The organism is Sulfitobacter sp. G5_S2_6_S6 (genome assembly GCF_054968505.1).
On record NZ_JBQKUI010000001.1, the window covers coordinates 484881 to 506438 of the forward strand.

Sequence of the window (21558 nt, forward strand, 5' to 3'; positions counted from 1 at the left end):
CGCCTTTTCTATTCAATATCTAGGCCAGTTAGTGTTTGGCCACGAAGCTGTCTACCTGACGCTCCGCCTCGTCTTTGGCAACGCCGTAGCGCGCCTGAATCTTGCCGACCAGCTGGTCGCGTTCGCCGGCGGCTTCTGTCAGGTCATCATCGGTCAGATCACCCCATTCTTCTTTGACCTTACCGGTCATCTGGCTCCAGTTACCTTTGATTGTATCCCAATTCATGTCAGGTCTCCTTTTGCTAAAATTCCAAACGATGAAAGCACCTGAATGGCCTCTCATGCGTCTCGGAATATCAACGCGCCAAAGGCACCGCGGTTCCGTCTGAAACGCGGATTAGTTGAACTGCTCGCTGATCAGCCGTTCTTCCAGACCGTGGCCCGGATCGAACAGGATACGGTGCTTGATCAACGGGTCCGAGGTGATCTCGACCGCGACGACATCGCGGTAGGAATTCCCGTCGGCGTCGGCCATCACAGGGCGTTTGGCGGGCTCCAGCACATCAAAGCGCACGGTCACCGTTTTCGGCAGCAAGGCCCCGCGCCAGCGCCGTGGCCGAAACGCCGCCATCGCCGTCAGGGCCAGCACATCCGCGCCAATCGGCAGGATCGGGCCGTGCGCGGAGTAATTATAGGCAGTGGACCCGGCAGGCGTCGCCACCAGTGCCCCGTCGCAGACCAGCTCTTCCATCCGCACGCGCCCGTCGACGCTGATCCGCAGCTTGGCGGCCTGCGGCCCCTCGCGCAGCAAGGCGACCTCGTTCAAGGCCAGCGCCTTGGAGGTCTCGCCATTGGCGTGGGTGGCGACCATCACCAGCGGGTTGATCACCGCCTCTTCTGCTGCGCGCAGACGATCCACCAGATCCTCTTCGGCATAGGCGTTCATCAAGAACCCGATGGTGCCGCGGTTCATGCCATAGACCGGCGTCGACAGCTCTTGCGAGTCGTGCAGCGCCTGCAGCATGAACCCGTCCCCCCCGAGGGCGACGATAACCTCTGCCTCCTCGCGCGTGACATTGCCGTATCGTGCGCTCAGCGCCGTCAACGCATCCTGTGCAACATCAGAGCGGCTGGCGATAAAAGCGATCTTCATGGGCGGATGTTTCCAATGAGGGATATTCACAGTCAAAAGAACCACATATCGCGCCGACCTACCAGCTTTGCCGCATATGACGGTGCGACCGGCGCATTACGACCTTCACCCCCGTGCCGGATTAAGCTAGATAGCCCGCAACCCGCACACGTAGTCAAAGGAACCACGCCCATGTCCGGTTTTTTCACCACCCCCCTGTCCGAAGCCGATCCCGAAATCTTCGGGTCCATTACAGACGAGCTGGGTCGCCAGCGTAACGAGATCGAACTGATCGCCTCCGAAAACATCGTGTCTGCGGCTGTCATGGCGGCGCAGGGGTCGGTGATGACCAACAAATACGCCGAAGGCTACCCGGGCCGCCGCTATTACGGCGGGTGTGATTTTGTCGATGTGGCGGAAAACCTGGCGATTGAACGCGCGTGCAAATTGTTCAACTGCGATTTCGCCAACGTGCAGCCGAATTCGGGCAGCCAAGCCAACCAGGGCGTGTTCACCGCGCTGCTGCAACCCGGTGACACCATTCTGGGCATGAGCCTCGACGCGGGCGGCCACCTGACCCACGGGGCCAAGCCGAACCAATCCGGCAAATGGTTCAACGCCATCCAGTACGGCGTGCGCAAACAAGACAACCAGCTTGACTATGACCAGGTCGAAGCGCTCGCGAAAGAGCACCAGCCCAAGCTGATCATCGCCGGTGGTTCCGCCATCCCGCGCCAGATCGACTTCAAGCGGATGCGCGAGATTGCCGATATGGTCGGTGCCTACCTACAGGTGGACATGGCCCATTTTGCCGGTCTGGTCGCTGCGGGCGAACACCCCTCCCCCTTCCCCCATGCGCATGTGGCGACAACCACCACACATAAAACCCTGCGCGGTCCGCGCGGCGGCATGATCCTGACCAACGACGAAGCGCTGGCGAAAAAGTTCAACTCGGCCATCTTCCCCGGTATTCAGGGTGGCCCGCTGATGCATGTGATCGCGGCCAAGGCCGTGGCCTTTGGTGAAGCGCTCAAGCCCGAGTTCAAGACCTACATCCAACAGGTCATCAAGAACGCCCAAGCACTCAGCGACCAGCTGATCAAAGGCGGGCTCGACACGATCACACACGGCACCGACACCCACCTGCTACTGGTCGACCTGCGCCCCAAAGGTGTCAAAGGGAACGACACCGAAAAAGCTCTGGGCCGCGCCCACATCACCTGCAACAAGAACGGTGTGCCGTTTGACCCTGAAAAGCCCATGGTCACCTCCGGCATCCGTTTGGGATCGCCGGCGGCAACAACACGCGGGTTTGGTGAGGATGAATTCCGTCAGATCGCCGACTGGATCATAGAGGTCGTCGACGGGCTGGCCGCCAATGGGGCCGATGGCAACGCCGAGGTCGAAGCCAAGGTCAAAGCCGAAGTCGAAGCGCTCTGCGCCCGCTTCCCGATCTATCCCGACCTCTAAAGCCCCAACCTCTAAAGCGATGTGCCCCGGGCCCTTCCAAATGGATTAAATCCCGGGGGGCCCGCAAGGGCGGGGCAGCGCCCCAAACCACGCTTCAAAACAAAGCCCCGCTTGCAGGTCCGCAGCGGGGCTTTTGCGTATTTGATCGTAACAGCAGCGCCCGTCAGACGTAGCCGCGCCACCACAGAAATGTGATGAACGCCACCGCCACGCACATCAGGTTGAACGCCACGCTGGCCGCAAGACCAAGCCAGCGGTCCTTGCGCCGTTCGGCCACGTCGATCCCGGCAAGATGCTCCATCACGCGGTCATAGGCGGACTGCACCGTCGCGCCCTCGAGCCTGCGTGCCATCTTGGGGTTGCGCGCCATAAAAGCCGCCTGTGCAAAGACCTTGCCCTCACGCCGCACCCGCGCGGGCAGACGTCGCCCTGCGCGCGCCAACGCATGAGAGACATCGCGCCCCTGCACACCCAGCTTTGCCTGCAAGCCGCGCTGCATTTCACGTGCCTTGGTCTCTAGGTCTTTTTGATCCAGCATGTTTCAACCCTAAACGGTCTGGCACATCCGCTGCAATGGCCCTACATCTTGGGCATGTTGAATTACACTGAATATGGCACCACAGGCGACGCCCCTGCCCTGCTGATCGTGCATGGTCTTTTCGGGTCAGGCCGCAATTGGGGCGTGATCGCCAAACGGATGTCCGACCAGCGCCGCGTGGTGACCGTCGATATGCGCAACCACGGGGACAGCCCGCGCGCGCAGACGCAAAGCTACCCCGAGATGGCCGCCGATCTGGCAGAGGTCATCACCCATCTTGGCGCGCCAATGGACGTCTGCGGGCACTCGATGGGCGGTAAGGCGGCCATGATGCTGGCGCTGAACCATCCCGAACTCGTGAACCGTCTGGTGGTCGCCGATATCGCTCCTGTCGCTTATGGCCACAGCCAGCAAGAGTTTATCGATGCGATGCGCACGGTCGATCTGGGTACGCTCACCCGCCGCTCCGACGCCTCTGACCAATTGGCGGCGGCGGGGGTCGAGCCCGCATTGCAAAGCTTTTTCACCCAGTCTCTGGATGTGCCCAACAAGGTGTGGAAGCTGAACCTTGATGTGCTTGAGGCAGAGATGTCCAAGATCGTCGGCTGGCCCGATGGGGTCGATGGACAATACGAGGGGGAGGTGCTGTTCCTGTCCGGCGGCAACTCCACCTATGTCAAACCCGAAGACCGCCCCGTGATCAAGGCGCTGTTCCCGCAGTCGCGCTTTGCCAAGCTGCCGGACACGGGCCATTGGCTGCACGCCGAAAAGCCGCGCGACTTCGAGGCGTCTTTGCGCGCCTTCCTGACGCTCGGTTAAGGCAAAGGGGCACCGTATCGGGCGGTGCTGCGCCCCTGCCACATGGGTGTTGCCTGAAAACACGCCCCATATCCCGACATGCCCCCTTGCACCTCTCCCCCCAAAGCCTATAACGCGGAGAATTTGCAAACATCCGGGGGCCTGAGCCATGCCAAAAAGAACCGATATCCAGTCGATCATGATCATTGGAGCGGGGCCCATTGTCATCGGTCAGGCGTGCGAGTTCGACTACTCCGGCGCGCAGGCCTGTAAGGCCCTGAAAGAGGAAGGCTACCGCGTCATCCTCGTGAACTCCAACCCTGCGACGATCATGACCGATCCGGGGCTGGCGGATGCCACCTACATCGAACCCATCACCCCTGAAATCGTCGCCAAGATCATCGAGAAAGAACGCCCTGACGCGCTGCTGCCAACGATGGGCGGTCAGACCGGGCTGAACACCTCGCTCGCGCTCGAAGAGATGGGCGTGCTGGAGAAATTCAACGTCGAGATGATCGGCGCGAAACGCGAAGCCATTGAAATGGCAGAGGATCGCAAGCTCTTCCGCGAGGCGATGGACCGTTTGGGCATCGAAAATCCCAAGGCGACCATCGTCACCGCGCCCGTTGCCGCCAGCGGTAAAAAAGACCTTGCGGCGGGCGTTCAGCTTGCGCTCGACGCGCTGGAATATGTCGGCCTGCCCGCCATCATCCGCCCTGCCTTCACCATGGGTGGCACCGGCGGCGGCGTGGCCTATAACCGCGACGATTACGAATTCTACTGCCGCTCGGGGATGGACGCGTCGCCGATGGGTCAGATCCTGATTGATGAGAGCCTGCTTGGCTGGAAAGAATACGAGATGGAAGTGGTGCGCGACACTGCTGACAATGCGATCATCGTCTGCTCGATCGAGAACGTCGACCCGATGGGCGTGCACACAGGCGATTCGATCACCGTGGCCCCTGCCCTGACGCTGACCGACAAAGAATACCAGATCATGCGTAACCACTCGATCGCCGTGCTGCGCGAAATCGGCGTGGAAACAGGCGGATCGAACGTGCAGTGGGCCGTGAACCCCGAAGATGGCCGCATGGTCGTGATCGAGATGAACCCCCGTGTATCGCGCTCTTCTGCGCTGGCGTCCAAGGCGACGGGTTTCCCCATTGCCAAGATCGCGGCCAAGCTGGCGGTGGGCTTTACCCTAGACGAGCTGGACAACGACATCACCGGCGTGACCCCTGCGTCCTTCGAGCCGACAATCGATTATGTCGTCACCAAGATCCCGAAATTCGCGTTCGAGAAATTCCCCGGCTCCGAACCCTATCTGACGACCGCGATGAAGTCTGTCGGCGAAGCGATGGCGATTGGCCGCACGATCCACGAGTCGCTGCAAAAGGCGCTGGCGTCGATGGAATCCGGGCTGACCGGTTTTGATGAAATCGACATCCCCGGTCTGGACAGTGACCTGCCCGCCGACGCACCACAGAACGAAGCCGCGCTGATTGCCGCGATCAGCAAGCAGACCCCCGACCGGATGCGCACCATTGCTCAGGCGATGCGTCACGGTATGTCCGACGTGGATATCCACGGTGTGACCATGTTCGACCCGTGGTTCCTTGCCCGCATCCGCGAGATCGTCGACGCCGAGGCGCAGGTCCGCAAAGACGGGCTGCCGCTGACCGAAGACGGGATGCGCAAGCTCAAGATGATGGGCTTTACCGACGCGCGCCTTGGCACGCTGACCGGTCGCGACGAAGACAACGTACGCCGCGCGCGTCTGAACCTTGGCGTCAAGGCCGTGTTCAAACGGATCGACACCTGCGCCGCCGAATTCGAAGCGCAAACGCCCTACATGTATTCTACCTACGAGGCCCCCGCCTTTGACGAAGTTGAATGCGAAGCCCGCCCCAGCGACCGTCAGAAAGTCGTCATTCTGGGCGGTGGACCGAACCGGATTGGTCAAGGGATCGAGTTCGACTATTGCTGTTGTCACGCCTGCTATGCGCTGACCGACGCGGGCTACGAGACGATCATGGTCAACTGTAACCCCGAAACCGTCTCGACCGACTATGACACCTCGGACCGGCTGTATTTCGAACCCGTCACCTTTGAACACGTGATGGAAATCCTGCGGGTCGAACAGGAAAACGGCACGCTGCACGGCGTCATCGTGCAGTTCGGCGGCCAGACACCGCTGAAGATCGCGCAAGCGCTGCAAGAGGCGGGCATCCCGATCCTTGGCACCACGCCCGACATGATCGACCTTGCCGAAGACCGCGAACGGTTCCAGCAGCTGGTGCAATCGCTGGGCCTGAAACAGCCGCATAACGGTATCGCCCACTCCGACGCCGAAGCGCTTGAGATCGCAGCAGACATCGGCTTTCCGCTGGTGATCCGCCCGTCTTACGTTCTGGGCGGCCGCGCGATGGAGATCGTGCGCGATCAGGCCAGCCTCGAACGCTATATCCGCGACGCGGTGGTCGTATCGGGCAAAAGCCCCGTGCTGTTGGACCACTACCTCTCGGGCGCGGTAGAGCTGGACGTCGACGCGCTGTCAGACGGCACGGATGTCCACGTTGCGGGCATCATGCAGCACATCGAAGAGGCCGGCGTTCATTCGGGCGACAGCGCCTGTTCGTTGCCCCCCTATTCGCTGAGCCGCGACATCATTGCCGAGGTCGAAAAACAGACCAAGGCGCTGGCGCTGGCGTTGAATGTAGTGGGCCTGATGAACATCCAGTTCGCGGTCAAGGACGGCCAGATCTATCTGATCGAAGTCAACCCCCGCGCCTCGCGCACCGTGCCCTTTGTCGCCAAAGCGACGGACAGCGCGATTGCGTCAATCGCTGCGCGGATCATGGCGGGCGAAAAGCTGTCGGCCTTCCCGCAACGCGCGCCCTACCGTGACGATGCCGCCTATGACGACGTGCTGCCTTTGGGTGATCCAATGACACTGGCGGACCCGAACATGCCTTGGTTCTCGGTCAAGGAAGCCGTGCTGCCCTTCGCCCGCTTCCCCGGCGTCGACACGCTGCTTGGGCCGGAAATGCGGTCAACGGGCGAGGTTATGGGCTGGGACCGCGATTTCCCCCGTGCCTTCCTCAAGGCGCAAATGGGCGCGGGCAATCCGTTGCCGCGCAAGGGCTGCGTGTTCTTCTCGATCAAAGATATGGACAAGTCGGAAGACATGCTGACTGCCGCGCGTATCCTGCTGGAGCAAGGGTTCACCCTGCGCGCCACCCGTGGCACCGCCGCCTGGCTGACAGAGCATGACATCGCCTGCGAGATCGTGAACAAGGTCTACGAGGGTCGCCCGAACATCACCGACATGATGAAGGACGAAGCGATCCAACTGGTGATGAACACCACCGAAGGCGCGCAGGCGGTCGAGGACAGCAAATCCATCCGCTCTATCGCGCTGTATGACAAGATCCCGTATTTCACCACGGCCGCCGGTGCCTATGCCGCAGCGCTGGCCATCAAGGCACAAGCCGAAGACGAAATCGGCGTTAAATCGCTTCAGGGCTAATCTGCCCTTTCTGACCTGCGCCGCGTCTTTGACGCGTGGCGCAGGTCTTTCCCCTTTCCTCCCCTCTCTCATTGTCCGTCGCCCTTGCATGCCAGCCCCCGCTGGACTTGACCCCGCAGCCGTTTCTTGGCCTACTCGGACAACGCTGAAAAAGGTTTACCCATGTACACACCCGCCATTACTGGTAGCGGCATCTTTACGCCGGAACAGGTCATCACCAACGCCGAGCTGGTCAAGGCGTTCAACGCCTATGCCGATCTGTACAATGCCGAACACGCCGCCGAGATCGACGCCGGAGAGTTGCCCGCCAAGGAACACTCGTCAGAGGAGTTCATCGTCAAGGCGTCGGGGATCGAACAGCGCTATGTCATGGATAAGACGGGCATTCTGGATCCCAAGGTGATGCACCCCCTGCTGCGCCAACGGTCCGACGACGAACCCGGCCTGATGGCCGAGATGGCGCTGGATGCGGCACAAAAGGCGTTGAAGGCGGCCGGGAAAACCGCGGCTGATGTTGATGCCGTCATCTGCGCGGCGTCGAACCTTGAACGCGCCTATCCGGCGGTCGCGATCGAAATCCAGCAGTTGCTGGATATCAACGGCTTTGCCTTCGATATGAACGTCGCCTGTTCGTCCGCGACCTTCGGCATCCAAGCGGCAGCGGATATGATCCGCTCCGGCTCGATCCGCTCGGCGCTGGTGGTCTGCCCCGAGATATGCTCGGCCCATCTGGAATGGCGCGACCGTGACTGCCACTTTATCTTTGGGGACGTGGCCACCGCCGTGCTGATCGAACGCGCCGAAGATGCAGCCGGTGCTTATTTCGAGATCAAATCAACCCGTTGCGCGACCGAGTTCTCGAACAACATCCGCAACAACAATGGCTTTTTGCGCCGGTCCCGCCCCGATGGCGTCGCGGACCGCCGCGACATGCAGTTCATGCAGAACGGGCGCAAGGTGTTCAAGGAAGTGCTGCCGATGGTTGCCGAACACATCGCGGGCCACATGGCTGACGAAGGCGTTGAGGCCGCTGATCTAAAGCGTCTGTGGCTGCATCAGGCGAATAAATCGATGAATGACTTCATCGGTCGCAAAGTGCTGGGTCGCGCGCCCGAAGCGGGCGAGCAGCCGAACATCCTGCAAGACTACGCCAACACCTCCTCTGCCGGGTCGATCATCGCGTTTTCGAAATACTCCGACGATCTGACCGATGGGGACACCGGGCTGATCTGTTCCTTCGGGGCCGGATATTCCGTGGGTTCTGTGCTGGTGCAGCGCCACGGCTAAGCCCACCGGCACAGAGCCACTTCAACACCTGTGACATGTGGGGCGCGGTCTGCGACAGACGCGTCCCCGCTGCCCTCCCCCCACCTTGAACGCCAAGGTCGCCTGACGCTAAAGAGGGCCATGGCAAAGCTTTACTTTCATTATTCGACCATGAACGCGGGCAAATCGACCGTACTTCTGCAGGCGGCTCATAACTATGTCGAACGCGGCATGGTCCCCTACCTGATGACCGCGAAATTCGACAACCGCGCCGGACACGGGCGGATCGCATCGCGTATCGGGATCGGGCACGAGGCCGACACTTTCGAGACGGACGAAGACCTTCTGGCGAAGATCGAAAAGCGTTTGGCTGAAGGCCCTTGCGCCTGCATCTTCATCGACGAGGCGCAGTTCCTCAGCCCTGATCAGGTCTGGCAATTGGCCCGTGCGGTGGATGACCTGCGGGTGCCTATCATGTGCTACGGGCTGCGCGTGGACTTCCGTGGTCTGCTCTTCCCCGGGTCTGCGACGCTGCTCGCCCTTGCCGATGAAATGCGCGAGGTGCGCACGATCTGCCACTGCGGCAAGAAAGCGACGATGGTGGTGCGGCAGGATGCCGAAGGCAAAGCGATCCGCGAAGGGGCGCAGGTGCAGATCGGCGGCAACGAGACCTATATCTCGTTATGCCGCCGACATTGGCGCGAGGCCGTGGGCCGTTAAACGAGGTTCGGGGGCGTTTCGCCCGCGACGCCCGCTTTCAAATTCTCAACCGCCATCATCCACATATCCACACGCACCTCTCGGGAGGACGTGCCTAGATGCGGTAATAGCACCACATTATCCAGATCCCGCAGGGCTTGCGGCACCTCTGGCTCGAACTCATACACATCCAGCCCTGCGCCGCCGAAGGTGCCCGCTTGCAGCGCCTCGATCAAAGCGGCTTCCTCGACGATATTGCCACGAGCGATGTTGATCAGGAAGGCATGGGGCTGCATCGCCGCCAGCACATCCGCATTGATCAGATGCTGCGTGTCATCCCCGCCCGGCACAGCGATAACGACAACATCAACAGCGGCGACCAACTGTTTGAGATCACTGATATGTTCCGCCGGATAGGCGACGCTTTTCGCGCTGCGGCTAAAGTATTTCACATCCATCGAAAAGCCGTAGTGACAGCGCCGCGCGACGGCTTGGCCGATACGTCCCATCCCGACGATCCCGACAGTCTTGCCCGTCAGATGCATGCCCAAAAGCTGCGAAGGCTCCCATCCGGACCATTGACCTGACCGCACCAGCCGTTCGCCTTCTCCCGCACGCCGTGCGGCCATCAGCATCAGCGTCATGGCGATATCGGCGGTGGCATCGGTCACAGCACCGGGCGTGTTAGAGACCTGAAGCCCCGCCGCCTTTGCCGCCTCGACATCGATGTGGTTATAGCCCACCCCGAAATTGGCGAGCATCTTGCACCGTGGCATGCCGACCTTGCCAAAGACATCCGCGGTAAAGCGGTCGCCCAAGGTGGCCAGCACCCCGTCATAGTCGCGCAGGGCGTCCTGCATCTCGTCCTCGGACAAGGGCGCGCTGTCCTCGCGATAGGTCACGTCAAAGCCTTCCAAGGCCTCGTGCACTTCGGGGGGCGCAGGGCGGGCGATCAGTAGTTTCGTCAATGCAGACGTCCTCCGTTCGGGGTGGGTTGCGTGGGGCGCATCAGCACAATCGCCCCGTCCTCGTCCGGCACCCCAAGCACCAAAACTTCGGACATGAACGGCCCGATCTGACGCGGCGGGAAGTTGACCACCCCCATCACCTGCGTGCCGATCAGCGTCTCGGGCGTGTAATGCACCGTCACCTGAGCCGAGGTTTTACGCTCACCGATCTCGGGACCAAAGTCGATCCACATCTTGATCGCGGGCTTGCGCGCCTCGGGGAAGGGTTCGGCACGCGTGACCGTCCCGACCCTGATGTCGACTTTCATGAAGTCGTCAAAGCTGATCTCAGCCATTCGAAAGCTCACGCGAACGATCGGCGGCCGCCGCCACAGCGCGTTTGAGCAGGACCGGAAAGCCGTCTTGCTCGTTCATCAGCACGTCCAGCGCGGCCTGTGTGGTGCCGTTGGGGCTGGTCACGTTGATGCGCAGCTGGTCCGGGCCTTCGTCCGCGGATTTCGCCAGCGCCCCGGCCCCTGCCACCGTCGCCGTGGCGAGCTTTAGCGCGAGCTCGGGGCTGAGCCCCTGCGCGATCCCGCCCGCGGCCATGGTTTCGATCATGTGGAAAACATACGCCGGACCCGAGCCGCTGACCCCAGTGACTGCGTCGATCTGGGATTCCTCCTCCAGCCGGACAACGTCGCCCACGGCTGACAGCAGCTCTTCAGCTTCATCCATACCCTTGGCGTCGACGTGGTCGTTGCCGACGATGGCGGTGATGCCTTGGCTGATGGCGGCGGGTGTGTTGGGCATGGCGCGCACGATCGGCGTCTGTTCCCCCAGCGTTTTCTCAAACGTCGCGATGGTGGTGCCGGCGGCGACGCTTACAAAAACCGTCTTGCCGTTGCCCATGGCCTGCAACGTGGGCAGCGCGTCACCCATCATCTGCGGCTTCACCGCCACAAGAACCACAGCGGGCTCCTTGGGCAGATCGACGTTCAACTGCACGCCCTGCTCTTTCAACCAATCAGAGGGTTTCGGATCGATGACATATACCGAAGATGTCGGAAGCCCGCGTGCCAGCCAGCCCGCCAGCATCGCGGATCCCATCTTGCCACAGCCCAGTAGAACCAAACCGTCTTTGGCGATGCGCGTATCTTTCATATCTGTACCCCTAAATTAACATTCGGGGATACACCTATGCGTGGCCGTACGCCTCTGCAATGGCAACCTGAAGGGCTTGTCGGGGGGTCTGGTCGCCCCAAACCGCCAGCTGCACCGCGGGATAATACCGCTCTGCGTTGCTCACGGCGGCGTTGATCATGGTATCAATCTGCTGCGCAGAGGCATCCTGCCCCCCGGCAAGAACCAGCCCATAGCGATAAACCATCAGCTTTTGTTCCGGCCAATAGGTGAAGGCACCGGTCCAGCATTGATCGTTCACATCGTTGAGCAAGTGATAGAGCACCGGCAGTTTTTCCGCGGGCGGATCCATTTCGAAGGTGCAGACAAGGCGCAGGGTTTCGTCAAAGGGCGACCACGCGAGGGTGATGGAATAGGTCCGCCACTGCCCTTCGACGGCCATCGCGATCTGTTCGTCCGATATACGGTCGAAGTCCCAGTCGTGATACGCCGCGAGATTTTCTACGATGTCGATGGGGTGAATGTCTTCTTCAAGATACTGCTCTGTCAGGGCCATGTGGTCACCTCTTTGGATCCGGGTATTCATATGCGCAGGCACATCAATACATGGGTGCATCTACCATAAATCGCCGAAGCTCTTAGCGACCTATACCAAATATGGTGCGCGCAACGCGGCCCTGAGGCAAGTCTTTTTCTGGGGGTAACCACGAAAGATAGGGGATAACCTCAGTATCTTGTGGATAAAAGCAGCATAACCCCCCATCTATAGAGCACTGACCCCGACAGACAGCATTAGAGGCGAAGGTGCCACCCCAAAAACGAACACACCCGCCAAAAGGCGGGTGCGGATCACATCGTACAAAGTTGGCCGAGGATGAGCGCGGCGATCAGCCCTTGCTGTCCATCGCATCAAGCCGCGCCTTCAGCGCTTCATTCTCTTCGCGGGCTTTTTGCGCCATGGCGCGCACCGCATCGAATTCTTCGCGTGTCACAAAATCACGGTCTGCCAGCCAACGGTCCAGCATTCCCTTCATCGCGGTCTCTGCTTCGGTCTTGGCCCCTTGGGCCACGCCCATGGCATTGGTCATCATCTGCGAGATGTCGTCGAAAATCTTGTTGCGCGTTTGCATGGTCATTCTCTCCTGATCGGCTGTTGCTCACTATATGGTGTGCAAAGCGGGTTCTCGCAAGGTTGACTTCCGTTTACGGTCAGGCTCAATCAGCGCATGAATGCAATGCTCCCCTTCCCCGACCTATCGCCCGAGATTTTCTCGTTCACATTGTTTGGCATGACCGTCGCCCTGCGCTGGTATGCGCTGGCCTATATCGTCGGCATCCTCGTTGGCTGGCGCATCGTTGTGCGCGCCGTTGAACGGCCCCGGCTTTGGGCGGGCAATACCCCCGTCATGACCAAACAGCAGGTCGAGGATCTGCTTTTCTGGGTCATTCTCGGCGTCATTCTGGGCGGGCGTCTGGGATATGTACTATTCTATCAACCGGGCTATTACCTCAGCAATCCCGCGCAGATCCTGCGGATCTGGGAGGGGGGCATGTCGTTCCACGGCGGCGCGCTTGGGGTGATCTTTGCGGGTATCGCCTATACCAAACGTCACGGCATCAGCACGATCTCGACCGGTGATGTCGTCTGTCTGGGGCTGGCACCCGGCCTGTTTCTGGGGCGTCTGGCGAATTTCATCAATGCAGAGCTTTGGGGCCGCCCCACTGATCTGCCCTGGGGCGTGGCCTTTCCCACGGTGGCCGCACAGGACTGCCCGGACATTGCAACGATCTGTGCGCGGCATCCCTCGCAGCTATATGAGGCGCTGCTTGAGGGGCTGATCCTTGGGGCCCTGCTGATCTATCTGGCATGGCGGCGCGGCGGGCTGAAATCGGAGGGGCTGATCGGCGGCGTCTTTCTGGCCGGCTACGGGGCCGCGCGTTTCATCGTCGAATTCGTACGCCAACCGGATGCGCAATTTGTCAGCGCCGACAACCCGCTGGGGCTGGCGTGGCATGTAAACGGCTGGGGGCTGACCATGGGCCAACTGCTGAGCCTGCCGATGATTGCCATCGGGGTGTTCCTGATCTTGCGGGCGACGCGCAAGGCATGACCACACTACGCGACATTCTACACAGCCGCATCGCGTCCAACGGGCCGATGCGGATCGACGAATATATGGCCACCTGCCTGCTGCATCCGACGCAGGGCTATTATACCACCCGTGACCCCTTTGGCACCCAAGGCGATTTCACCACTGCTCCCGAGATCAGCCAGATGTTCGGAGAGCTGTTGGGCCTGTGTCTCGCGCAGAGCTGGCTCGCCCAAGACGCGCCCACGGCCTTCACCTTGGCCGAGCTTGGCCCCGGCCGCGGCACCCTGATGGCCGATATCCTGCGCGCGACCCGCAACGTGCCCGGCTTTATCGAGGCGGCGCAAATTACGCTGGTAGAGGCGTCCCCGACGCTGCGCGATGCCCAGGCCAAGACCCTTGCGGGGCATCAGGTGATCTGGGCCGACAGGACCGACGCGCTGCCCGACCAGCCGCTTTTTCTGGTGGCGAATGAATTTTTCGACGCGCTGCCGATCCGCCAGTTCGTCCGTGGCGAAACATCGTGGCGCGAACGGCAGGTTGGGCTGGCGGACGGCGCGTTGAGCTTTGGGCTGGGGCCCGAGCTGCCGCAACCCGCGCTGGCCGACCGGCTGGCCGATACCACGCCCGGCGATCTGGTCGAGGATTGCACGCAGCTTGCGCCGATCCTCCACCCCGTGTCGGAACGGATCGCGACCCACGGCGGCGCCGCGCTGATCGTGGATTATGGCGACTGGCACAGTCTGGGCGATACCTTGCAGGCGCTGCGGGGGCATGAAAAAGCCGATCCGCTGGCCGCTCCCGGCCAAGCCGATTTGACAGCACACGTCGATTTTGAAAAGCTTGCCCTCGCAGCCGCACCGGCCAGCCACACTCGCATCACCCCGCAGGGCGTCTTTCTTGAACGCCTCGGGATCACTCAACGCGCACAGACCCTTGCCAAGGGCATGACCGAGGACGCGCTGAACGCCCATGTCGCCGCACATAGACGCTTGACGCATCCGTCAGAAATGGGAAATTTGTTTAAAGTGATGGGGATTTATCCTCCGCACCATAGCCCGCCCCCAGGATTGGAACCATGACGCTGGAAATACTCACCTCCGATAGTCTTGGCGACGTGCGCCACGGGTTCTTTACGCGCCGCGGCGGTGCCTCCTCTGGCGTGTTTGCCGGGCTGAATTGCGGGGTTGGCAGCTCGGACCAGCGCGAGGTCGTAGAGATCAATCGTGCCCGTGTCGCCGATGCAATGGACGTGGCACCGGACCATCTGGTTGGCGTGCATCAGATCCATTCCGCCACCGTCATTAGCGTCGATGGCCCCCTGAACGAGAAACCCCGCGCCGATGCACTGGTCACCGCGACACCGGGGCTGGCCTTGTCGATCCTGACCGCCGATTGCCAGCCTGTGCTGTTCCACGACGCCGAAGCCGGCGTGATCGGGGCGGCGCATGCCGGTTGGCGCGGCGCGCTTGACGGGGTGCTGACGGCCACAGTCGAGGCGATGGAAGACCTTGGGGCCACGCGCGACAATATCACAGCAGTGATCGGCCCCTGCATCAGCCAGCGCGCCTATGAGGTCGGGCCAGAGTTCATCGACGCCTTCCTAGCAGAAGATCCGACATTCGCCCGCTATTTTGCAAATGGTGCCGATGACCGGATGCAATTCGACCTTGCGGGCTTTGGCCTGAACCGCCTGCGCGCGGCAGGTGTGGGCCATGCGGAATGGACGCGCCACTGCACCTATAGCGATGCGGATCGTTTCTATAGCTACCGTCGCAGCACCCACGCGAAAGAGGCTGACTATGGCCGGCTGATCGCTGCGATTGTGCTGTAGCAGCGTGAATTTAGGCAGCAATGCGACAGGCACCTGCCCAAATTTCGCCCCATAGCCAGCGAGCAGCCTGTTTGAATGGCGGCGCATTTTCTACCACAGGTCATAAATTCAAGGGTGTTTCGCGCTTTTGAGGCCGTGCCACAAACCGCTCTCAGGTTTGCTCGAATTATCTGTATTTTTTCGCGAAATGCCCAATCGGTGCCCGAAAGCATTTGCATAGTGATCCTCGACGAAAGGGCATTGCCCATAGACAATAGGATACAGAGCATGAAAACCAACGCACGCTTCATCAAATCGGTTATCGACGCTTCCAACAAGGAAGGCGTGAACCTGCCTTGGTCCCGTGGCACACGCCGCGCCGCGTTTATCGCGAAACGCGCTGCCCTGACGTCCCAGCAAAAAGCCGCCTGAACAGGGTCGGCTTATGGCCCGGGGGGTCACGGGCCGCCGGTGACTCTGCGCGCGGCGGGCGGGTGCCTGTCCGCACAGATGGTTTGAGACCGATCACAAACATTCTCTGCGCGCGGGCCTCTCTCGCGCGGATTAATCCGGATCGCAGGTGTTTCAGCGGGGGCTAGGCACGTGGGATCGACCATATAAAGGTCACGTTATGACATTGCATACTGCCCCTGATTTTGCCCCCTCCCCTACACATACGGCGCAATCCGCAGCCTCGCGTTCGGTTCTGCGGGAAGCGCGTGCCAGATCTACCGGACGCACCCGCGCGTATGAGATTGCGGTGCTGCGTCAGGACGGCTCCGTCTTTGTGACCGAAGGCTACGCCCCTGCCACACCGTTGTTCGAAGAACCGTTTTCCGCTTTCGCCCATGGTACGTTGATCCGCACGACCCAAGGGGAAATCCCGGTCGAAGATCTTTGCCCGGGTGACCGGATCGTACAGGCCGACGGGCTGCACACTCCGCTTCTTTGGGTTGGATCAAGCAAGTTCGTCCCTGCGGATATCGGCCATCGCACGCCGCTTGTACGGGTCATGGCGGACAGTCTGGGGCTGGCCCGCCCCTCTGGTTTCCTGACCTTCGGCCCCGCTGCGCGCATCCTGCATACGCCACAAAGTCTTCGCGGCGCAAAGCAGACGCGCAAGGTCTTTACCCTGATGCGAGATCTGGTGGACGGGGTGAATATAATCGAAATTCAGCCTCCGACGCCGGTACGGCTGTATCACTTGGGTCTTGCCCGTCATGCCGCGATCAGCGTCAGCGGTCTGGAGATGGAGACATTTCACCCCGGCCCGTCGACAATCGCAGCCCTGCCGCTGCATCAACGTGACGCGTTTTTATCAATGTTTCCGCATATCAGTAGTGCCAAGGATTTTGGCCCGCTGTGTCACCCCCGCGCGTCAGAACGGTCAGACCCGATCTACGCTGCGCAATAGCCTTTAGGGTTCGCTTTTCAGACGGCTTTCCAGCACATCAAAAGGCACGCCCGGTTCATCTTTGGCCGGGCGGATCACAAGGCTGGTTTTGACGCTTTCCACATTGGGCGTCGTCAGCAATTGTCCGGTCAGAAAGCTCTGGAAGCTCGACAGATCGGGGGCGACGCATTTCAGCAGGAAATCCACCTCGCCGTTGAGCATGTGACATTCGCGGACCAGCGGCCAGTTGCGGCACTTCTCTTCAAAGGCGGTGAGGTCGGATTCAGCCTGGCTGGCTAGACCGACCATCGCGAAGACCTGTACCTCGAACCCCAGCTCACGCGCGTTAACATTCGCGTGGTAGCCGCGGATATATCCGCTTTCCTCAAGGGTCCGGACCCGGCGCAGGCACGGCGGTGCAGAGATGCCTACACGTTTGGCCAACTCAACGTTGGTCATGCGCCCGTCCGCCTGCAATTCGGCTAAAATTTTCCGATCAATCGGATCAAGCCGCGTCCCTGCCATAATACCCCCATAGGATTTTCAATTGTTATAGCACCAACATCGTTGGACGCAATAATCTTTCGCCGGTGCGCAATGTTCTGAATTCAAGCAAAAATCAACCGCATTTTCGATGACGGCGATCTTTGCAGGGCGGATATGCAAACTTGGGGTTTAAGGCAACCCGAGGGGCGTCTATATCGGTTGGAACGCAACAAATTATACATTCTGGGGTTCTTTATCATGGCCGAAACTCGCGAAACCAAGCTTTTGATCATCGGCTCCGGCCCTGCCGGATATACTGCCGGTGTCTATGCCAGCCGCGCGATGCTGAACCCGATCCTTGTACAAGGCATCGAACCGGGCGGGCAGTTGACCACCACGACCGAGGTTGAAAACTGGCCCGGCGACAGCGAGGTCCAGGGCCCCGATCTGATGATCCGCATGCAGGACCACGCCAAGGCGATGGGGACCGAGATCATCGGCGACATCATCACCGATCTGGACCTGTCCAGCCGCCCCTTCCACGCCAAGGGCGACAGCGGCACGACCTATGTGGCCGACGCTGTGATCCTCGCAACAGGCGCACGGGCAAAATGGCTGGGGCTTGAGACCGAAGAGAAGTTCAAAGGCTTCGGCGTTTCGGCCTGCGCCACCTGCGACGGCTTCTTCTACCGCAATCAGGAAATCGTGGTCATCGGGGGTGGCAACACCGCCGTGGAAGAAGCGCTGTTCCTGACCAACTTCGCCTCCAAGGTCACTTTGATCCACCGCCGGGACGAGCTGCGCGCCGAGAAGATCCTGATCGACCGGCTGATGAAAAATCCAAAGATCGAACCGCTGTGGTTCCACCAACTGGATGAAGTTTATGGCACCGATGCGCCGCTTGGTGTCGAAGGGGTCAAGGTCAAGCACGTCGAAACCGGCGAGATCACCGATATTCCATGCAAAGGTGTTTTCGTCGCCATCGGTCACGCGCCCGCGAATGAATTGGTCAAGGATACGCTGGAAACGCATATGGGCGGCTATGTCGTCACCAAGCCGGACAGCACCGAAACCTCTGTCCCCGGTGTGTTCGCGGCGGGCGACCTGACCGACCACAAGTACCGTCAGGCCGTGACCAGCGCCGGCATGGGCTGCATGGCCGCGCTAGAGGCTGAACGATTCCTTGCGAAAGTTGGCGATGACGAAGGCAAAGACACATCGCTGCCGCTTGGCTATGGAGCCGAGGTAAAAGACGACGCATAACGTTCGCCTAGGATGGCGTTTGCTGGGATAAGATTGCCTTTTCCCAGCAAAAAACACGTCGCTGTCCGTAATTCGCCGCAAAGCGGCTACAAAGGTTGCCTAGCCCAATCGGTGCGGTCTATCAGCCCGAATATTCGAATTTGAACCTAAAAAATTGCGAGACGCCCATGCAAACGCCCAACCTTGCTCCGATCCCTGAACTCTACGTCTCTTACGACTCGGCGCAGAAGCTGAAGGTGGAAGCTGGTGATCTGGTCAGCCATGACCTGACGCCGCGCCAGATCTGCGATCTAGAGCTGCTGATGAACGGTGGCTTCAACCCTCTTAAGGGTTTCTTGACCGAAGAAGACTATGACGGTGTTGTCGAAAACATGCGTCTGGCGGATGGGTCGCTGTGGCCGATGCCGATCAACCTTGATGTGTCCGAGAAGTTTGCCGAAGGGCTCGAGATCGGGCAGGACATTGCGCTGCGCGATCAGGAAGGCGTGATCTTGGCGGTCATGACCGTCACCGACCGTTGGGTCCCGAACAAGGCCCGCGAGGCAGAGAAAGTCTTTGGCGCGGATGACAGCGCGCATCCGGCGGTGAACTATCTGCACAACACCGCGGGCAACGTCTATCTGGGCGGCCCTGTGACTGGCATCCAGCAGCCCGTCCACTATGATTTCAAGGCGCGTCGCGACACGCCGAATGAGCTGCGCGCCTATTTCCGCAAGATGGGTTGGCGCAAGGTTGTGGCCTTCCAGACCCGCAACCCCCTGCACCGCGCGCACCAGGAACTGACCTTCCGCGCCGCGCGTGAAGCGCAGGCGAACCTGCTGATCCACCCCGTTGTCGGTCTGACCAAGCCCGGCGATGTGGACCACTTTACCCGCGTGCGCTGCTACGAGGCCGTGCTGAACAAATACCCCGCCGCCACCACCGCAATGAGCCTGCTGAACCTCGCCATGCGCATGGCCGGCCCCCGCGAGGCCGTGTGGCACGGTCTGATCCGCAAGAACCACGGCTGCACCCATTTCATCGTGGGCCGCGACCATGCGGGCCCCGGCAAGAACTCTGCCGGTGATGATTTCTATGGCCCCTATGACGCGCAGGATCTGTTCCGCGCCCACGAGGAAGAAATGGGCATCGAAATGGTCGACTTCAAACATATGGTTTGGGTGGCCGAGCGCGCGCAATACGAGGCGATTGACGAGATCGAAGACAAGGATGACATCACCATCCTCAACATCTCGGGCACCGAGTTGCGTCGCCGTTTGCAGGAAGGGCTGGAAATTCCTGAATGGTTCTCCTTCCCCGAGGTGGTTGAAGAGCTGCGCCGCACCAAGCCGCCACGCAACAAGCAGGGCTTTACCGTCTTCTTCACCGGTTTTTCCGGCTCGGGGAAATCGACAATCGCCAATGCTTTGATGGTCAAACTGATGGAGATGGGCGGCCGTCCCGTCACGCTGCTGGATGGCGATATCGTCCGCAAGAACCTGTCGTCGGAATTGGGCTTTAGCAAAGAGCACCGCGATCTGAACATCCGCCGCATCGGCTATGTCGCGTCCGAGATCACCAAGAACGGCGGCATCGCCATCTGCGCGCCGATTGCGCCTTACGCCACCACCCGCCGCGCCGTGCGCGAAGACGTGGAAAGCTTTGGTGCCTTCGTCGAGGTGCATGTCGCCACCTCCATCGAGGAATGCGAACGCCGCGACCGCAAGGGTCTGTACAAGTTGGCGCGTGAGGGCAAGATCAAGGAATTCACAGGGATCTCAGACCCCTATGACGTTCCCGAAACCCCCGAACTGCGCGTTGAGACAGAGAATGTCGACGTCGACAATTGCGCCCATCAGGTGCTGCTCAAGCTGGAAAGCATGGGGCTGATCAAGGGGTAACTCTTTCGCCAAGTCGAATACAGAAAGGCCAGCCTTCATAGGCTGGCCTTTTTCGTGCGTGTTGTTGGATGCCGTGCACAAAAAAAGGGCCGCAAATCAGCGACCCTTTTTGTTTAATTATCGATGTTAGGACTTAATGCACCATAACGGGCGCGTAGTCATGATCGCGCGCGAGGCTAAAGGCGAGCTTGCGGTCACCGACCAGCGCCAGCTGCTGCCCTTCGGCGTCATGCACGGCGTATAGCTGTTTTAGCCCTTCCGCCTGCTCGCGCACTTCGAGGGGAAGGTCGGACACGGCAATCATCTTGACGTAGACGGTACGGTCCTGAACATGCGTTTCTTCGTTATGCATTTTGTTCCCCTTTTCTGATCTTGATGGTCTGAACGACCTTTTCGGGCTTCGCGCGGGTGAGATCGACGTGTAGTAGGCCGTTTTCAATCAGCGCTTCGCCAACGTCTACACCGTCGGCCAGTACGAAGGATCGTTGGAACTGGCGTGCGGCAATCCCGCGGTGCAAAAAGATTCGGTCTTCTTGCGTGTCGACCTGACGGCCACGGATCACAAGTTGTCTATCCTCAACGGTTATAGAGAGATCTTGTTCCGCAAAACCTGCAACCGCAAGCGTAATGCGGTAGCTATAGTCCGATGTTTGTTCAATGTTGAACGGTGGATAGCCTTCGTTTCCGGCCTTCGCCGTACGTTCCATCACCCGTTCCAACTGCTCGAAACCCAGCATATGCGGGTAGGAAGCCAGCGTTAATTTCGTCATAAGACACGTCCTTTAAGATAAGCGACAGTCAGTCATCCGGCCCCGTATTCGGCGACCTGCGTCAAATATGGGGGCCATGGGGGCAGGACGCAAGGGCTATGCCTTTGAATTGCAACCGCCTATATTCGCAGGCCTAGATATAGCAAGAATCAGCCAAACTTATGAATCCTCCCTCCGACCTGTCGATGAAGAATGACGATGTCCTGCGTGTCGAGCTTGAGGTGTTTCGCCGCGAGCATCGCGATCTGGACGATGCCATTCAGGCGCTGGTCGACAAGGGGACGGGCGATCAACTGACGCTGCAGCGGCTGAAAAAACGCAAGCTGCGCCTGAAAGACCTGATTGCCCAGATCGAAGACCGGCTGACCCCCGATATTACCGCCTGACAGCGCCCGCCAGCG

24 protein-coding genes are annotated in these 21558 nt (G+C 60.3%); 13 read left to right on the plus strand and 11 right to left on the minus strand.

Going from position 1 to position 21558, the window contains the following annotated elements:
• Window positions 1-28: 28 nt before the first annotated feature.
• Complete coding sequence (locus ACTRWK_RS02275) at window positions 29-226, minus strand: CsbD family protein (protein ID WP_005849485.1); 198 nt, start codon at window positions 224-226, stop codon at window positions 29-31.
• Window positions 227-337: 111 nt separating this feature from the next.
• Complete coding sequence (locus tag ACTRWK_RS02280; RefSeq protein WP_005849487.1) at window positions 338-1093, minus strand: NAD kinase; 756 nt, start codon at window positions 1091-1093, stop codon at window positions 338-340.
• 171 nt (window positions 1094-1264) lie between these two features.
• Here ACTRWK_RS02280 and glyA point away from each other — a divergent pair, with 171 nt between their 5' ends.
• A complete protein-coding gene (gene glyA / locus ACTRWK_RS02285; protein ID WP_132997743.1) occupies window positions 1265-2542 on the plus strand; it encodes a serine hydroxymethyltransferase in 1278 nt (425 codons plus the stop codon).
• Window positions 2543-2705: 163 nt separating this feature from the next.
• Here the strand turns inward: glyA and ACTRWK_RS02290 are convergent, their stop codons facing one another.
• Window positions 2706-3080, minus strand: a complete 375-nt coding sequence (locus tag ACTRWK_RS02290) for a hypothetical protein (RefSeq protein ID WP_074634687.1) — start codon at window positions 3078-3080, stop codon at window positions 2706-2708.
• 54 nt (window positions 3081-3134) lie between these two features.
• On the opposite strand from ACTRWK_RS02290, the gene ACTRWK_RS02295 reads away from it, so the two are divergent.
• The 4 genes from ACTRWK_RS02295 (at window position 3135) to ACTRWK_RS02310 (ending at window position 9393) form a co-directional block, all read left to right on the plus strand.
• On the plus strand, window positions 3135-3899 hold the full coding sequence (locus ACTRWK_RS02295) for an alpha/beta fold hydrolase (protein WP_289081299.1): 765 nt from the start codon (window positions 3135-3137) through the stop codon (window positions 3897-3899).
• A gap of 148 nt (window positions 3900-4047) precedes the next feature.
• A complete protein-coding gene (carB, locus tag ACTRWK_RS02300) occupies window positions 4048-7407 on the plus strand; it encodes a carbamoyl-phosphate synthase large subunit (protein WP_289081177.1) in 3360 nt (1119 codons plus the stop codon).
• 162 nt (window positions 7408-7569) lie between these two features.
• The gene (locus ACTRWK_RS02305; RefSeq protein WP_289081176.1) at window positions 7570-8694 is read left to right on the plus strand and encodes a beta-ketoacyl-ACP synthase III; all 1125 of its coding nucleotides are present in this window, start codon (window positions 7570-7572) and stop codon (window positions 8692-8694) included.
• Between the two features lie 120 nt (window positions 8695-8814).
• The gene (locus ACTRWK_RS02310) at window positions 8815-9393 is read left to right on the plus strand and encodes a thymidine kinase (RefSeq protein ID WP_064217121.1); all 579 of its coding nucleotides are present in this window, start codon (window positions 8815-8817) and stop codon (window positions 9391-9393) included.
• On the opposite strand, the gene ACTRWK_RS02315 is transcribed toward ACTRWK_RS02310, so the two are convergent.
• From ACTRWK_RS02315 to ACTRWK_RS02335, 5 genes are all read right to left on the minus strand, one after another.
• The gene (locus tag ACTRWK_RS02315) at window positions 9390-10340 is read right to left on the minus strand and encodes a 2-hydroxyacid dehydrogenase (RefSeq protein ID WP_289081175.1); all 951 of its coding nucleotides are present in this window, start codon (window positions 10338-10340) and stop codon (window positions 9390-9392) included. The two genes, ACTRWK_RS02310 and ACTRWK_RS02315, sit on opposite strands and share 4 nt — an antisense overlap.
• Entirely contained in the window at window positions 10337-10675 is a 339-nt protein-coding gene (locus tag ACTRWK_RS02320; protein ID WP_037944743.1) for a tRNA-binding protein, read from the minus strand. Before ACTRWK_RS02320 ends, ACTRWK_RS02315 begins: the two co-directional genes overlap by 4 nt.
• Complete coding sequence (gene proC, locus ACTRWK_RS02325) at window positions 10668-11483, minus strand: pyrroline-5-carboxylate reductase (protein ID WP_037944744.1); 816 nt, start codon at window positions 11481-11483, stop codon at window positions 10668-10670. Before proC ends, ACTRWK_RS02320 begins: the two co-directional genes overlap by 8 nt.
• 34 nt (window positions 11484-11517) lie before the next feature.
• The gene (locus ACTRWK_RS02330) at window positions 11518-12018 is read right to left on the minus strand and encodes a type III secretion system chaperone family protein (protein ID WP_005849506.1); all 501 of its coding nucleotides are present in this window, start codon (window positions 12016-12018) and stop codon (window positions 11518-11520) included.
• 331 nt (window positions 12019-12349) lie between these two features.
• Entirely contained in the window at window positions 12350-12592 is a 243-nt protein-coding gene (locus ACTRWK_RS02335) for an accessory factor UbiK family protein (protein ID WP_005849508.1), read from the minus strand.
• A gap of 96 nt (window positions 12593-12688) precedes the next feature.
• On the opposite strand from ACTRWK_RS02335, the gene lgt reads away from it, so the two are divergent.
• From lgt to ACTRWK_RS02360, 5 genes are all read left to right on the plus strand, one after another.
• Window positions 12689-13573: a prolipoprotein diacylglyceryl transferase gene (lgt, locus tag ACTRWK_RS02340; RefSeq protein WP_037944745.1), complete on the plus strand. Its 885-nt coding sequence runs from the start codon at window positions 12689-12691 to the stop codon at window positions 13571-13573.
• Window positions 13570-14634, plus strand: a complete 1065-nt coding sequence (locus ACTRWK_RS02345) for a class I SAM-dependent methyltransferase (RefSeq protein WP_037944746.1) — start codon at window positions 13570-13572, stop codon at window positions 14632-14634. The genes lgt and ACTRWK_RS02345 overlap by 4 nt, the downstream gene beginning before the upstream one ends.
• Window positions 14631-15386, plus strand: a complete 756-nt coding sequence (pgeF, locus tag ACTRWK_RS02350) for a peptidoglycan editing factor PgeF (protein ID WP_037944747.1) — start codon at window positions 14631-14633, stop codon at window positions 15384-15386. Before ACTRWK_RS02345 ends, pgeF begins: the two co-directional genes overlap by 4 nt.
• Window positions 15387-15653: 267 nt before the next feature.
• Window positions 15654-15797 carry a hypothetical protein gene (locus ACTRWK_RS02355; protein WP_005849514.1) on the plus strand — a complete coding sequence of 48 codons (144 nt, stop codon included), beginning with the start codon at window positions 15654-15656 and terminating at the stop codon, window positions 15795-15797.
• Window positions 15798-15996: 199 nt separating this feature from the next.
• Window positions 15997-16779 (plus strand): Hint domain-containing protein, encoded by a 783-nt coding sequence (locus tag ACTRWK_RS02360; protein ID WP_289081174.1) that lies wholly within the window; start codon window positions 15997-15999, stop codon window positions 16777-16779.
• A gap of 3 nt (window positions 16780-16782) precedes the next feature.
• On the opposite strand, the gene ACTRWK_RS02365 is transcribed toward ACTRWK_RS02360, so the two are convergent.
• Window positions 16783-17283 (minus strand): Lrp/AsnC family transcriptional regulator, encoded by a 501-nt coding sequence (locus tag ACTRWK_RS02365; protein ID WP_005849518.1) that lies wholly within the window; start codon window positions 17281-17283, stop codon window positions 16783-16785.
• Between the two features lie 219 nt (window positions 17284-17502).
• Here ACTRWK_RS02365 and trxB point away from each other — a divergent pair, with 219 nt between their 5' ends.
• The gene (gene trxB, locus ACTRWK_RS02370) at window positions 17503-18507 is read left to right on the plus strand and encodes a thioredoxin-disulfide reductase (protein WP_289081173.1); all 1005 of its coding nucleotides are present in this window, start codon (window positions 17503-17505) and stop codon (window positions 18505-18507) included.
• A gap of 167 nt (window positions 18508-18674) precedes the next feature.
• The gene (locus ACTRWK_RS02375; RefSeq protein ID WP_064217127.1) at window positions 18675-20387 is read left to right on the plus strand and encodes a bifunctional sulfate adenylyltransferase/adenylylsulfate kinase; all 1713 of its coding nucleotides are present in this window, start codon (window positions 18675-18677) and stop codon (window positions 20385-20387) included.
• A gap of 133 nt (window positions 20388-20520) precedes the next feature.
• On the opposite strand, the gene ACTRWK_RS02380 is transcribed toward ACTRWK_RS02375, so the two are convergent.
• Together ACTRWK_RS02380 and ACTRWK_RS02385 are read right to left on the minus strand one after the other, a co-directional pair.
• Complete coding sequence (locus tag ACTRWK_RS02380) at window positions 20521-20739, minus strand: DUF1150 family protein (RefSeq protein WP_009825186.1); 219 nt, start codon at window positions 20737-20739, stop codon at window positions 20521-20523.
• Window positions 20732-21157 (minus strand): Hsp20 family protein, encoded by a 426-nt coding sequence (locus ACTRWK_RS02385; RefSeq protein ID WP_289081749.1) that lies wholly within the window; start codon window positions 21155-21157, stop codon window positions 20732-20734. The genes ACTRWK_RS02380 and ACTRWK_RS02385 overlap by 8 nt, the downstream gene beginning before the upstream one ends.
• Window positions 21158-21318: 161 nt before the next feature.
• Here ACTRWK_RS02385 and ACTRWK_RS02390 point away from each other — a divergent pair, with 161 nt between their 5' ends.
• On the plus strand, window positions 21319-21543 hold the full coding sequence (locus ACTRWK_RS02390; protein WP_005849528.1) for a YdcH family protein: 225 nt from the start codon (window positions 21319-21321) through the stop codon (window positions 21541-21543).
• The last annotated feature ends 15 nt before the right edge of the window (window positions 21544-21558 follow it).